The following is a 12,765-nucleotide window of genomic DNA, read 5'->3' on the forward strand; positions in this document are numbered from 1 at the left end:
GATGCGCAAGATACTCGTCGTCGGTGCCGGCCAGTCCGGTCTCCAGCTCGCCCTCGGACTCCAGGCGAAGGGGTACGAGGTCACCCTCATGTCCAACCGGACGGCGGACGAGATCCGCACCGGGCGGGTGATGTCCACCCAGTGCATGTTCGACACGGCGCTCCAGCACGAGCGGGACCTGCAGCTGAACTTCTGGGAGCAGCAGGCGCCGAAGATCGAGGGCCTGGGCGTCTCGGTCTCCGCCCCCGACGGCAGCCGCGCCGTCGACTGGCTCGGCAAGCTGAAGGGCTTCGCCCAGTCCGTCGACCAGCGCGTGAAGATGGCCGGCTGGCTCGACACCTTCGCGCAGCGCGGCGGCCAGCTGGTCATCCACGGGGCGTCCGTCTCCGACCTGGACTTCTTCTCCCGTACGTACGACCTGGTGCTGGTCGCGGCCGGCAAGGGCGAGCTGGTCTCGCTGTTCGGCCGGGACGCGGCCCGCTCTCCGTACGACGCCCCGCAGCGCGCGCTCGCCGTGTCGTACGTGCACGGGCTGGCTCCGCGCCCCGAGCACCCGGAGACGGACGCCGTGCGCTGCAACCTGGTCCCGGGCGTCGGCGAGCTGTTCGTGATCCCGACGCTGACCACCTCCGGGCGGGCCGACATCCTGTTCTGGGAGGGGATCCCGGGCGGACCGCTGGACGTCTTCGGCGGCGTGAAGGACCCGGCTGACCACCTCGCGCTGACGCTGGACCTGATGGAGAAGTTCACGCCCTGGGAGTACGCGCGGGCGACGAAGGTGGAGCTGACGGACGCGGGCGCCACGCTCGCCGGGCGGTACGCCCCCGTCGTGCGCAATCCCATCGGCCGGCTGCCCGGCGGCGGGCTGGTGCTGGGCGTGGCGGACGTGGTCGTCGCCAACGACCCGATCACCGGGCAGGGTTCGAACTCGGCCGCCAAGTGCGCGGCCTCGTACCTCTCCTCGATCCTCATGCACGGGGACGGCCCGTTCGACGAGGCGTGGATGAAGGCCACCTTCGACAAGTACTGGTTCACCAGCGGCAAGCCCACCACCCAGTGGACGAACGCCATGCTCGGCGTCCCGCCGGAGCACGTGCTGAACCTGATCGGCGCGGCCGGGCAGCTCCAGCCGGTGGCGGACCGGTTCGCCAACGGCTTCGACAACCCGGCCGACTTCGACGCGTACTTCTACGACCCCGAGGACGCGGCGGACTACCTGGCGGACGTCGCGGGCGCCTCGGCCTCCGCGTAACCCGTGTCGTCTCCCGCCGTCGCGCCCTCGGGCAGCGGCGGCGGGGTGAAGGCGGCCAGCGGCGCCCCGTCCGGGTCCGGCCGTACCGCGCCGAGCAGCGGGTTCGCGGCGATCGGCGAGACCTTCACCTTCGCGCCCGGCCGGGGTGCCTGGATGACCTTGCCGTCGCCGACGTACAGGGCCACGTGGGTGGCGGTCGGGAAGTACACCACCAGGTCGCCGGGGCGCAGTTCGTCGAGCGGCACCCTGGGCAGCCGGGCCCACTGCTCCTGACTGGTCCGGGGGATCTCGCGGCCCGCGTGCGCCCAGGCCTGCGAGGTCAGCCCGGAACAGTCGAAGGAGCCCGGCCCCTCGGCGCCCCAGACGTACGGCTTCCCGATCTGGGCGGCCGCGTACGTGAGGGCCGTGCCGCCGGCCGCCGTGGGGTTGCGGAGCCGGGGGGCGCCGCCGCTGCCCAGCTTCCCCGAACCGATCAGCTCCCGCTGCGCGGTGGCGGTGTCCTCGGCTTCCCGCGCGTCGAGCTCGGTGAGCTGGGCGGGGCTGAGCGAGGCGAGCATCCGCTCGACCTCCTTGAGCTGGGTGGCGGCCTCCTCCTTGCGCTGCTTGGTCTCGGCGGCGAGCTTCTGCTCGGAGTCCAGGGCCTTGCGGGCGGCGGTGGCGAGGGTGTCGGCCTGCTGCTCGCCCCGGGTGAGCCGCTCCAGCGCGGCGGCCCGCCGGGCACCCTCGCGCTCGGCGACCCGCCGCTGGTCCAGGGCCCCTTGGGGGTCCCCGGAGAACAGCATCCGGGCGTACGGGGAGAACCCGCGGCCCCCCTTGTACTGCTCGCGCGCCAGCCGGCCCGTGGTGGTCTGGGCGTCGGTGACGGCGGTACGGGCCTTGCCGAGCTCGGTGCTGAGCCGGTTCTCCTCGCGCTGCCGGGCGGCGAGGGCGGTCTCGGCGGCGTTGTAGGCCTCGGTGGCCTGCTCGGCGCGCTGGTAGAGGCCTTGCAGACGGGTGAGGAGGACGCCGACGGGTTCGGCGGCGGGGGCGGCCGGAGCTTCGGGAGCCCCGGGCGCTTCGGGAGCCCCGGGCGTCTCCGGTGCCCCGGGTGCTCCCGGGACTGCGGGCGCTTCGGGTGCGGCGGGCTCGGCGTGCGCGACGGGGAGCGGGCCGGCCGCGACGAGGGCGGCGGCTAGGCACGCGGCGCGAAGCAGCCGACGTGTGCGTCGACGTGACATGGGGTCACCTCCAGGCGGCCGATGCTGCCATGCCCGGTATGACAAATCGCCCAGCCGGGGCGGCCGAGCCGCGCCGCTCACCCGGTCGGCGTACGCCCGCCGCCCGGACCCGATGAAACGCTCGACGCCCCTCCGGCCAAGTACGGGGCGAGGGGCCGACCGACCGAGCTCCACGGCGGGCCGACGGGGGTGACCGGCCGTGCCGACCGGCCGGGCCCCACGGTGGGCCGGGCGGGTGACCGGCCCGGGTCAGCCGGCCAGCAGGCGGGTCTTGGCCGCCGAGAACTCCTCCGGGGTCAGCAGCCCCTCGCGGGCCAGGGCGGCCAGTTGGGTCAGGCGGTCCGTCAGGTCGGCTCCGGGGGAGACCGGTCCGGGAGCCCCCGGTCCGGCATGCGGAGCCGGGCGGGCGGCCGCGGGCTCCCGGGGTGCGGAGGGGGCCGACGCCGGGGCCGCCGCCGACGGCGGCGCCGCCGGACCGGTATCCGCATGCGCGCCCGCGCCCGCGGCGCCCGCCCCCGGCGCCGTTGCCGGTGTCGGGCCGGGGCCCAGCCCCGCGGACGCCTCCGGCCCCGTGCCGCCCTCCGGCCGTAGCTGCGCCTGCGGTTGCGCCTGCTGCCCCGCCGCCGGGTGCTGGGACGCGTCCCAGACATAGGCCCCGCGCGCCAGGATCCCGCGCAGCAGGGGGTGGCCCGAGGGGCGCTGGGAGGGGTTCACCACGGAGCCGATGGGGCGGATGAACATCAGGCCACCCCCAGCCGGTCGGCCGGGAGCCGGACCGCTCCCGCGATCCGGCCGCCCGCCGCCCGGACGGCGATCGCGGCATCCTCGGCCCAGACGTGTTCGACGACCAGGAGGAGCGCGCAGCTGCCGCGGTCCATCAGTTCGGCCGACTCCCTGACGTCCTCCGGGCCGATCAGCGGGGCCGCCTCCCGGTGGGCGAGCAGGCCCCGGAGTTCGACGAACTCGTCGAACTCCGCCGACAGCACCTTGCCGGAAGCCGTCTTCGTGGCCACCAGTCCGTCGATCAGCCGGACGACCCCGGCCTTGCGCAGCCCCATCACCGCCTCGACCGCCGCGACCCGCAGCTGTTCTTCCGGAAAGGCCAGGACGATGAACTCCGCAGGTCCCATGGGAGGAGGCTCCTGATCCGCTGACGCGCTGATCCGCTACTTCAATTCCGACCAGTTCTGACGACTCTTCGGCACACTATGACATAAGCGGACATACGGCCCGGCTCCTTGCTACGTTTCCCCGTATGACCGCTCTGACGGCGAAGGTGACGGAACCCGCCCCGCCACCGCCACCCGACGCCCGTGCGCCCAAGCGTCGCGGAGTCGAGCTGTCGCTGCTCTTCGGCGCCGTCCTGATCGCCGTCCTCGGCCACCTCTACGTGGGGCTCGCCACCACCGGCCACATCCCCGCGCCCGCCGCCCACTACGCCGCCGGCCTCGCCGTGGCCGCGCTCGTCGCCCACCTCGCCGTCCGCCTGTTCGCCCCGTACGCCGATCCGCTGCTGCTCCCGATCGCCGTCCTGCTCAACGGCCTCGGCCTCGTCCTCATCCAGCGCCTCGACGTCACCACCCCGGGCAACGCCACCGCCGGTGAACAACTGCGCTGGTCCGCCCTCGGGGTGGCGCTCTTCGTGCTCGTCGTCGCGCTGCTGCGCGACCACCGGGTGCTGCAGAAGTACGCGTACCTGTCCGTCGCCGTCGCGCTCGTGCTGATGCTCGTGCCCGTCTTCTTCCCGGCCGTGAACGGCGCGCACATCTGGATCCGGTTCGCCGGGCTCTCCTTCCAGCCGGGGGAGTTCGCCAAGATCCTGCTCGCCGTCTTCTTCGCCTCCTACCTCGCGGCGAACCGCACCGCCCTGGCCCTCACCGGCCGCACCCTCTTCTGGAAGCTGAGGCTGCTGCCCGGCCGGGTGCTCGGCCCGATCCTGGCCATCTGGCTGCTCTCCGTCGGCGTGCTCGTCCTGGAGCGCGACCTCGGGACCTCGCTGCTCTTCTTCGGACTCTTCGTGATCATGCTGTTCACGGCCACCGGCCGGATCGGCTGGATCGCCATCGGGCTGCTGCTCGCGGCCGTGGGCGCGTACGCCGTCGGGACGCTCGAGCCGCACGTGAACAGCCGCGTGGACGACTGGCTGAATCCTTTCGCCTCCATCGAGCGCGGTGACGGCCCCGGCCAGCTCGCCCAGTCCCTCTTCGCCTTCGGGGCCGGTGGACTGCTCGGTGCCGGGCTCGGCCACGGCCAGTCCTTCCTCATCGGGTTCGCCGCCAAATCCGACTTCATCCTCGCCACCGCGGGGGAGGAGCTCGGCCTCGTCGGCCTCACCGCGATCCTGCTCCTCTACGGACTCCTCGTCGCCCGCGGATTCCGCGCCGGGCTGGCGCTGCGCGACCCCTTCGGGCGGCTCCTCGCCACCGGACTCGCCTCGATCGTCGCGCTCCAGGTGTTCGTCATCACCGGCGGCGTCACCGGCCTGATCCCGCTGACCGGCATGGCCATGCCCTTCCTCGCCCAGGGCGGCTCCTCCGTGGTCACCAACTGGATCATCGTCGCCCTCCTGGTCCGGCTCAGCGACAGCGCCCGCAGACCCGGACCGCGACCCGGACCGGCCGAGGAGGCCGAAGCGTGATCCGCTACATCCGCTGGTGCGCGTACTTCTGCGCCCTGCTGCTCGTCGCCCTGCTGGTCAACGCCGGCCGCGTGCAGGTCTGGGAGGCCGCCGGCTACGGCGCGAACCCGGCCAACAAACGCCCCGCCATCGAGCGGTACGCCGAACCGCGCGGGGACATCACCGTCGACGGCCGTCCCGTCACCGGCTCCCGGGACAGCCGCCAACTGCTGCGCTACGAGCGCACGTACAAGAACGGCCCGCTCTACGCACCCGTCACCGGCTTCGCCTCCCAGACCTACGGCACCAGCTTCCTGGAACGCGCCGAGGACCCGGTCCTCTCCGGCACCGACCCCGGGCTCTCGGCCTTCCCGCTCTGGTACGAGCTCTCGCGCGGCCGCCCCGGCGGCGGCAATGCCGCCACCACCATCCGGGCGAACATGCAGCTGGCCGCCTACACCGGGCTCGCGGGCAAGCGGGGCGCGGTCGCCGCCGTGGAGCCGGCCACCGGCAAGATCCTGGCGCTGGTCAGCAGCCCCTCCTACGACCCCGCAGTGCTCTCCGGCACCGGGCCGCGGGTCAAGGAGGCCTGGGAGAAGCTCAACGCGGACCCCGCCAAGCCGATGCTCAACCGCGCGCTGCGCGAAACGTACCCGCCCGGCTCCACGTTCAAGATCGTGACGGCGGCCGCCGCCCTCGACGCGGGCGTGGTCACCGACGTGGACGCGCCGACCGAGACCCCGGACCCGTACCCGCTGCCCGGCACCAGCACCCTGCTGCCGAACGCGGGCACGGGGTGCGCGGACGCCTCGATGGCGGACGCGATCCAGTGGTCCTGCAACACGGTGATGGCGAAGATCGGCGTACGGGTCGGGCTGCGCGGCATGACGGAAGCGGCGCGGCGGTTCGGCTTCAACGACGCGGGGCTGCGCGTCCCGGCCTGGGTGTCGCGGTCGAACTTCGACACCGACATGAGCCCCGACCAGCTGGCCCTGTCCTCGATCGGGCAGTTCAACACCAAGGCCACCCCGCTGCAGATGGCGATGGTGGCGGCGGCCGTCGCCAACGGCGGGGAGCTCAAGGCCCCCTACCTGGTGGACCGCACGACCCAGGACGACGGCGACCCGGTCCGCCGCGCCGACCAGCGCAGCCTCGGCCGGGCCATGACCCCGCTGACCGCGATGCGGATGCAGGAGCTGATGGTGAAGGTGGTGGAGAACGGCACCGGCCGCAATGCGGCGATCCCCGGCGCCGTGGTCGGCGGCAAGACCGGCACGGCCCAGCACGGCGTCGGCAACGCGGGCACCCCGTACGCCTGGTTCATCTCCTGGGCGGGCCCCCGGGGCGGCCGGCCGCCGGCCGTGGCGGTCGCGGTGGTCGTCGAGGACGCGTCGGCCGTCCGCGGGGACATCAGCGGCAACGGCGCGGCCGCGCCGATCGCCCGGGCGGTCATGGAGGCGGCCCTGTCCGCCCATTGAAACGGTCGGGGGAGGCGGCCGTTCTGTGATTACGGTGAGGAAATGACCCACGAACTGGCACAGGTGAACATATCCCGCCTCAAGTACCCCCTCGACTCACCGGAACTGAAGGACTTCGTCGACGGCCTCGACCACGTCAACGCCGTCGCCGACGCCGCGGAGGGCTTCGTCTGGCGGCTGGAGGGCGAGGGGGGCGACGCGACCGGGGTGAGGGTCTTCGACGACGAGTGGATCATCATCAACATGTCCGTCTGGCGCGACGCCGACGCCCTGAACGCCTTCATGTACGCCGGCCGGCACCGGGAGCTGATGGCCCGCCGCCGCGAGTGGTTCGAGCACGTCAAGGAGGCCATGACGACCCTGTGGTGGGTCCCGGCGGGGCAGCGCCCCACGGTCGCGGACGCCGAGGAACGCCTCGTCCACCTGCGGGAACACGGCCCGACCCCGTACGCGTTCACCCTGAGAACGCAGTTCGCGCCGGAGGGCGTGGCGTAGGGCCGGAGCGCCCGACCGCAGGCCCGGCGGCCGCCGCGAGGCCGGCCGTCGGCCCGGCGCCCGGCCGCCCGTGGAATCCCGTCCCGCCCGCCGCCCTAGGCGCCCGCGCCCTCCGCGATGGCTTCCGCCACCTCCGCCACCCGCTGTTCCTCCTCGGCCGCGAACCGCTCCCGGTCCAGGGCCTCGGCGATCTCCTCGTCCTGGCTCATCAGCAGGTCCAGGTTGGAGTTGCCCATGTCGAAGACGCCCATGTCCAGGTACGCCTTCTGTAGCCGCTCGCCCCACAGACCGATGTCCTTCACGCACGGCACGATCCGGCTGAACAGCAGCTTGCGGAAGAGCGCCAGGAACTCGGAGCGCTCGCTGAACTCCTCCGCCTCGACGCGCGAGATGCCGAAGTTCTCCAGCACCTCCACCCCGCGCAGCCGGTCCCGCATCAGGTAGCAGCCCTCGATCACGAACTCCTCGCGCTCGCGCAGCTCGGCGTCCGACAACTGCTTGTAGTAGTCGCGCAGGGCCATCCGCCCGAACGCCACGTGCCGTGCCTCGTCCTGCATCACGTAGGCCAGGATCTGCTTGGGCAGCGGCTTGTCCGTGGTGTCGCGGATCATCCCGAAGGCGGCCAGCGCCAGCCCCTCGATGAGCACTTGCATGCCCAGGTACGGCATGTCCCAGCGGGAATCGCGCAGGGTGTCGCCGAGCAGTCCTTGCAGGCTGTCGTTGATCGGGTAGAGCATCCCGATCTTCTCGTGCAGGAACCGCCCGAAGATCTCCGCGTGCCGGGCCTCGTCCATGGTCTGCGTCGCGGAGTAGAACTTCGCGTCCAGGTCCGGCACCGACTCGACGATGCGCGCCGCGCACACCATCGCGCCCTGCTCGCCGTGCAGGAACTGGCTGAAGTTCCATGCGCCGTAGTGCCGGCGCAGCTCGCCGCGGTCCCGCTCCGTGAGCTTGGCCCAGTGCCGGGTGCCGTGCAGCGGAAGCGACTCGTCCGGGGTGCCCAGGGGATCGTACGGGTCCACCTCGATGTCCCAGTCGATGCGCTTGGCGCCGTCCCACTGCTTGTCCTTGCCCTTCTGGTACAGGGCCAGCAGCCGCTCGCGGCCGCCGTCGTACTCCCAGCTGAAACGGGCGTTGCCGCGGGCGGGGACCGGCCAGACGGTCTCACCCGGATCGTTGGTGTAGAGCTCGTGCGTCGACACTGACGCCCCCTCGCCTCACGTAGCCGCGTACTCGCGTGTACTTCCGTACGGGACTGGACAGTTGGCAGCGTCACACGTTGGTAGACGCGCGGTCAACAAGTCGTGCGCGAGGGATTGACGGCCTTGCTGACAGGCAGTCTCATAAGAGGTGACCGCCGGTAACTCGACGACGAGGTGTCCGAAGCCATGACCACCGTGACCGAACGAGCCGAGCTCCGCGACGCCCTCGGCCTGCTCAAGGACCGCGAGCAGATCGCCGAGCGGCTGCTCGAATCCTCGGCGAAGCACTCCTTCGACCCGGACCGGGAACTCGACTGGGACGCCCCGCCCATCGACGGCAAGTACTACTGGCCGCCCGAGCTGCTCTCCCTCTTCGACACCCCGCTCTGGAAGAAGATGGGCGAGGAGCAGCGCATCGAACTCTCCCGCCACGAGGCGGCGGCCCTCGGCTCCCTCGGCATCTGGTTCGAGATCATCCTGATGCAGCTCCTGGTCCGGCACATCTACGACAAGTCCCTGACCAGCAATCACGTCCGGTACGCGCTCACCGAGATCGCCGACGAGTGCCGCCACTCGATGATGTTCGCCCGCATGATCAAGACGGGCGGCGCCCCCGAGTACCCGGTCTCCCGCGCCAACCACAACCTCGCCCGCGTCCTGAAGACCGTCTCCACCACCCCGGGCTCCTTCGCCTGCACCCTCCTCGGCGAGGAGGTCCTCGACTGGATGCAGCGCCTGACCTTCCCCGACGAGCGCGTCCAGCCCCTCGTCCGCGGAGTCACCCGCATCCACGTCATCGAAGAGGCGCGCCACGTCCGCTACGCCCGCGAGGAACTGCGCCGCCAGATGCTCACCGCCCCGCGCTGGGAGCAGGAGCTCACCCGCGTGAGCTGCGGCCAGGCCGCCCGCGTCTTCTCGCAGGCCTTCGTGAACCCCCGGGTCTACGACAACATCGGCCTCGACCGGCGCGAGGCGCTCGCCCAGGTCAAGGCGAGCGGCCACCGCCGGGAGGTCATGCAGACCGGGGCCAAGCGGCTCACCGACTTCCTGGACGAGATAGGCGTGATGCGCGGAGTCGGCCGGAGGCTCTGGAAGAGCTCGGGCCTCCTGGCCTGAACCCCGCCCGAACATCCCTCACCTCAGGGCCACGGGGTGGGGCTACCCTGCGGACATGACAGCCGTACGGGCGTACCGCAGGTTGAGCGTCGAGGAGCGCCGGGCCCAGCTCCTCGACGCGGCCCTGACGTTGTTCGCACACCGGGCGCCGGAGGAGGTCTCGCTGGACGACGTGGCCGAGGCCGCCGGAGTCTCGCGCCCCCTCGTCTACCGCTACTTCCCCGGCGGGAAGCAGCAGCTCTACGAGGCCGCCCTGCGCTCGGCCGCCGACGTGCTGCGGCTCTGCTTCGCCGAACCCCAGGCCGGCCCCCTGACCCAGCGGCTCTCCCGGGCTCTGGACCGGTACCTGGCCTTCGTCGACGAACACGACGCCGGCTTCTCCGCCCTCCTCCAGGGCGGCAGCGTGGTCGAAACCTCCCGCACCACCGCCACCGTCGACGGCATCCGCCGGGCGGCCGCCGAGGCCATCCTCTTCCACCTCGGCGTGCCGGCCCCCGGCCCGCGCCTGCGCATGATGGTGCGCACGTGGATCACGGCGGTCGAGGCCGCCTCGCTGATCTGGATCGACGAGGGCAAACAGCCGGAGACCGACTCGCTCCGGGACTGGCTGGTGGACCAGTTCATCGCCCTGCTCACGGCCACGGCCGCCACCGACCCGGAGACGGCCGCGGCGGCCCGGGCCGCCCTCGCGCTCGAATCGGCGGACGGTCCGGTGGGGGTACTGGCCCGCCGGGTGATCCCCGTGGTCGCGGAGGCGGCCCACCTGCTGTGACTCCCGAGTAGCTGCGCCCCCTGAACACAAGTGATTCCTGAACAGCTGTGACCCTGATCAGCTGTGACCCCTGAGCAGCTGTGACCCTGAGCAGCGGTAATTTCCGAACTGCTGTGAGACTGGAGGGGTGAGAAGCCAACCCACCCCCTTCGAGGGCGGCCCGATGGACGGCCGGACCCTCCCGATCCTCCTCGGCCCGACCGGCCACCCGTCGAAGTGGTACGAGATCCCGGTCCCCGCCCCGGACGGCGGCGCCCCCACGGTGCTGCTCTACGAGCGGGTCCCGGCCGGGTACTCCAAGCGCCTGGGCCTCCAGAAGGGCTGGAAGTACGTCTACGCCCCGGGCGGCCAGAAGCCGAAGCTCCGCTGGCCCTGGACGAAGCCGACCCCGCCGAGCCCGCCGACCCCGCCGGGGGAGTGACGGCCGGGCGTCACGGCAGCCGGGCCTCGACCAGGGTCAGTACGGCCTCCGCCCCGCCCGCCCCGCCCGCCCCGCCCGCCCCGTCGTCGGCGGGGGCCGCCTGCCGGAACACCAGCCCGGCCCCGATGACCTCCGCCTGTCCCACCGCGATCGTCAGCCCCAGCCCGTGCCCCTTGCTCCCGCCCCCGGTACGGAACCGCTGGGGCCCGTGGGACACGAGGTACTCGGGATAGCCGTCACCGTGGTCCCGTACCGTCACCACCGGCCCGTCCACCGTCACCACCACCGGCGCCCGCCCGTGCTTGTGGGCGTTGGCGACCAGGTTCCCCAGCACCCGCTCCAGACGCCGCCGGTCCGTCTCCACGTGCGCGTCCCGCACCACGACCACCTCCGTGTCCGTCCCCGACGCCCGCACCACCCGCCGCGCGAGACGCCCGAGCTGGTGCAGGTCCGTCTCCACCACCTCGCTGCCCGAGTCGAGCCGGGAGATCTCCAGCAGGTCCTCCGTCAGCTGCCGCATCGTGCGCACCCGCTCCTGCACCAGCTCCGTCGCCCGTCCCTCCGGCAGCAGCTCCGACGCCGCCTGCAGACCGGTCAGCGGGGTGCGCAGCTCGTGCGCGACGTCCGCCGTGAACCGCTGCTCCCGCTGGAGCTTCGTCTGCAGGCTGCCCGCCATCGTGTCCAGGGCCGCCGCCACCGTCGCCACCTCGTCCTGGTGCCGCGAGGGATCCTTCGCCCGGATTCGTCCGGGGGGCCCGACCCGTGCGTCCAGGTCGCCCTGGGTGATCCGGCGGGCCACCGTCGCCGTCTGGTGCAGCCGCCGCGTCAGAGGCGCGGAGCGCCGGGGTTCGCTGCGTTGTCAGTGGCCTCCGCTAGGTTGATGACACCTTGACCGAGAGGGAGGTGGGCTGTGTGATCCGTGCGTACAAGTTCCTCATGCGGCCCACCGTGGGCCAGGCGATCGCGCTCGGCGAGATGCTGCGTGATCACTGCTCGCTCTACAACGGGGCGTTGCAGGAACGCCGTGACGCCTACCGGCACATCTCGAAGACGAGCATCAAGTACGGGATGCAGTCCGGGCAGCTCAAGGAGATCCGGGCGTTCGACCCGGAGCGGCAAGGTCGCTGGTCGTTCTCCAGTCAGCAGGCCACGCTTCGCCGGCTGGACAAGGCGTTCGCCGCGTTCTTCCGCCGGATCAAGTCCGGCGACACCCCCGGCTATCCCCGCTTCCGTGGGGTGAACTGGTTCGACACGGTGGAGTTCCCGAAGGACGGGGACGGCTGCCGGTGGGATTCCACCCCGCACGACCCGGTCACCCGCGTCCGGTTCCAGGGTGTCGGGCACGTCAAGGTCAACCAGCACCGGCCGGTGGCCGGCAAGGTCAAGACCGTGTCCGTCAAGCGTGAGGGCAAGCACTGGTACGTGGTCCTGACCGCCGGGCAGGCCGCCCCCGAGCCCCTGCCCAAGACGGGCAGCGTGGCTGGCATCGACGTGGGCACAGCCTCGTTCCTCACCACGTCCGACGGTGAGCACGTCGCCAACCCGCGTCACGGCCGCCGCGCCGCCGCGAAGCTCGCCGCCGCACAGCAGGCCCTCACCCGGTTCGGCCGGGTGCGCCGCGACAAGCGCACCGCCAATCACCACAGGGCCGTCCAGAAGGTTGCCGCCCTGCATCGCAAGGTCCGCCGCCAGCGTCTGGACCACGCGCACAAGACCGCTTTGGATCTGGTCCGTCAGCACGACTTCATCGCGCACGAAGACCTCAAGATCCGCAACATGGTCAAGGCCCCCGCACCGAAGTCCGACCCCGACATGCCGGGCAGTTTCCTGCCCAACGGGGCCGCCGCCAAGGCCGGACTCAACCGCTCGATCTCGGATGCCGGATGGGGGGTGTTCCTCGCGATCCTGAATGCCAAGGCTGAGAGTGCCGGGCGGGAAGTGATGGCTGTGGACCCCCGCAACACCTCCAGGCGATGCCCCGAATGCGGGCACACCGCGAAGGAGAATCGGCCCACTCAGGAGAAGTTCCACTGCCAGTCCTGCGGCCACCAGGCGCACGCGGACACGGTGGGCGCCCTGAACGTACTACGGGCCGGGCTGGTCCGTCGCGAAGCCCAACCGGCATAGCGAGAAGCCCCCTCCTTCACGAGGGGGAGGAGTCACGAGCATGTGCCTGTCCACACAACAGTAGGCAG

Annotated in this window: 12 protein-coding genes and 1 pseudogene; 8 read left to right on the plus strand and 5 right to left on the minus strand. The window is 72.0% G+C overall.

Going from position 1 to position 12,765, the window contains the following annotated elements; genetic code table 11:
• Window position 1 precedes the first annotated feature (1 nt).
• Window positions 2–1,252 carry a styrene monooxygenase/indole monooxygenase family protein gene (locus MTF69_RS19390; RefSeq protein ID WP_243336181.1) on the plus strand — a complete coding sequence of 417 codons (1,251 nt, stop codon included), beginning with the start codon at window positions 2–4 and terminating at the stop codon, window positions 1,250–1,252.
• Here MTF69_RS19390 and MTF69_RS19395 read toward each other — a convergent pair.
• The 3 genes from MTF69_RS19395 to MTF69_RS19405 form a co-directional block, all read right to left on the minus strand.
• Window positions 1,213–2,469 carry a C40 family peptidase gene (locus MTF69_RS19395; RefSeq protein WP_243336182.1) on the minus strand — a complete coding sequence of 419 codons (1,257 nt, stop codon included), beginning with the start codon at window positions 2,467–2,469 and terminating at the stop codon, window positions 1,213–1,215. The genes MTF69_RS19390 and MTF69_RS19395 overlap by 40 nt on opposite strands.
• A gap of 249 nt (window positions 2,470–2,718) precedes the next feature.
• Window positions 2,719–3,210, minus strand: coding sequence for an SHOCT domain-containing protein (locus tag MTF69_RS19400; protein WP_243336183.1), 492 nt, complete (start codon window positions 3,208–3,210; stop codon window positions 2,719–2,721).
• Complete coding sequence (locus tag MTF69_RS19405) at window positions 3,210–3,599, minus strand: DUF6325 family protein (RefSeq protein WP_243336184.1); 390 nt, start codon at window positions 3,597–3,599, stop codon at window positions 3,210–3,212. The genes MTF69_RS19400 and MTF69_RS19405 overlap by 1 nt, the downstream gene beginning before the upstream one ends.
• A 125-nt stretch (window positions 3,600–3,724) precedes the next feature.
• Here MTF69_RS19405 and MTF69_RS19410 point away from each other — a divergent pair, with 125 nt between their 5' ends.
• The 3 genes from MTF69_RS19410 to MTF69_RS19420 are packed head-to-tail and all read left to right on the plus strand — an operon-like array spanning window position 3,725 to window position 7,059.
• The gene (locus tag MTF69_RS19410; RefSeq protein ID WP_243336185.1) at window positions 3,725–5,107 is read left to right on the plus strand and encodes an FtsW/RodA/SpoVE family cell cycle protein; all 1,383 of its coding nucleotides are present in this window, start codon (window positions 3,725–3,727) and stop codon (window positions 5,105–5,107) included.
• Window positions 5,104–6,564 carry a penicillin-binding transpeptidase domain-containing protein gene (locus MTF69_RS19415; RefSeq protein ID WP_243336186.1) on the plus strand — a complete coding sequence of 487 codons (1,461 nt, stop codon included), beginning with the start codon at window positions 5,104–5,106 and terminating at the stop codon, window positions 6,562–6,564. The genes MTF69_RS19410 and MTF69_RS19415 overlap by 4 nt, the downstream gene beginning before the upstream one ends.
• Before the next feature lie 42 nt (window positions 6,565–6,606).
• The gene (locus MTF69_RS19420; protein ID WP_243336187.1) at window positions 6,607–7,059 is read left to right on the plus strand and encodes a DUF3291 domain-containing protein; all 453 of its coding nucleotides are present in this window, start codon (window positions 6,607–6,609) and stop codon (window positions 7,057–7,059) included.
• 95 nt (window positions 7,060–7,154) lie between these two features.
• Here MTF69_RS19420 and MTF69_RS19425 read toward each other — a convergent pair whose 3' ends face one another.
• Window positions 7,155–8,261 carry a ferritin-like domain-containing protein gene (locus MTF69_RS19425; RefSeq protein WP_243336188.1) on the minus strand — a complete coding sequence of 369 codons (1,107 nt, stop codon included), beginning with the start codon at window positions 8,259–8,261 and terminating at the stop codon, window positions 7,155–7,157.
• Between the two features lie 186 nt (window positions 8,262–8,447).
• Here MTF69_RS19425 and MTF69_RS19430 point away from each other — a divergent pair, with 186 nt between their 5' ends.
• From MTF69_RS19430 to MTF69_RS19440, 3 genes are all read left to right on the plus strand, one after another.
• Window positions 8,448–9,377 (plus strand): diiron oxygenase, encoded by a 930-nt coding sequence (locus MTF69_RS19430; RefSeq protein ID WP_243336189.1) that lies wholly within the window; start codon window positions 8,448–8,450, stop codon window positions 9,375–9,377.
• Window positions 9,378–9,432: 55 nt separating this feature from the next.
• Entirely contained in the window at window positions 9,433–10,149 is a 717-nt protein-coding gene (locus tag MTF69_RS19435; RefSeq protein ID WP_243336190.1) for a TetR/AcrR family transcriptional regulator, read from the plus strand.
• A 127-nt stretch (window positions 10,150–10,276) separates the two neighbouring features.
• The gene (locus tag MTF69_RS19440) at window positions 10,277–10,570 is read left to right on the plus strand and encodes a hypothetical protein (protein ID WP_243336191.1); all 294 of its coding nucleotides are present in this window, start codon (window positions 10,277–10,279) and stop codon (window positions 10,568–10,570) included.
• Between the two features lie 10 nt (window positions 10,571–10,580).
• On the opposite strand, the pseudogene MTF69_RS19445 reads toward MTF69_RS19440, so the two are convergent.
• A pseudogene (locus tag MTF69_RS19445) lies at window positions 10,581–11,399 on the minus strand (histidine kinase dimerization/phospho-acceptor domain-containing protein); the annotation flags it as partial.
• 83 nt (window positions 11,400–11,482) lie between these two features.
• Between MTF69_RS19445 and MTF69_RS19450 the strand changes: the two are divergent.
• On the plus strand, window positions 11,483–12,697 hold the full coding sequence (locus MTF69_RS19450) for a transposase (protein ID WP_243336192.1): 1,215 nt from the start codon (window positions 11,483–11,485) through the stop codon (window positions 12,695–12,697).
• Window positions 12,698–12,765 lie beyond the last annotated feature (68 nt).

Origin of the sequence: Streptomyces sp. AP-93 (assembly GCF_022808175.1) — a bacterium.
In the GTDB taxonomy this organism is placed as follows: Bacteria; Actinomycetota; Actinomycetes; order Streptomycetales; family Streptomycetaceae; genus Streptomyces.